General features: G+C 42.3%; 1 pseudogene. It reads left to right on the top strand.

The annotated features are described in order from the left end of the window. Positions 1-54: 54 nt before the first annotated feature. Positions 55-281: pseudogene (locus tag P5683_RS26190) on the top strand (helix-turn-helix domain-containing protein); the annotation flags it as partial.

Raw genomic sequence — 281 nt, 5'->3', positions numbered from 1 at the left:
ACAAGTACGGTTTGGAAGTGGAGTTGGGGAAGGTGACTTCCCTTTCGACCATAACCTTACAAAGCTTTCCGAACCAAACTAAAACTCAATGACCGTCATCGCACCTTGATGGCCAAACACGCGGGTTATGCTCGGTTCGTGTTTAATTGGGGATTACACTTATGGAGGTCAGCTTATGAAGAGGGACTCAAGCCTAATATCAACTCCATTAAAAAGGTTTTTACTCATTATGTGAAACCTCAATATCCTTGGATGTCCGAATTGTCTTCTAAAGTTGATCA

It is taken from the genome of Limnospira sp. PMC 1279.21, assembly GCF_032349615.1.
Taxonomy (GTDB): domain Bacteria; phylum Cyanobacteriota; class Cyanobacteriia; order Cyanobacteriales; family Microcoleaceae; genus Limnospira; species Limnospira fusiformis.
Note: the sequence above shows the minus strand (reverse complement) of the source record. Positions and strands in the feature narration are given on the sequence as shown.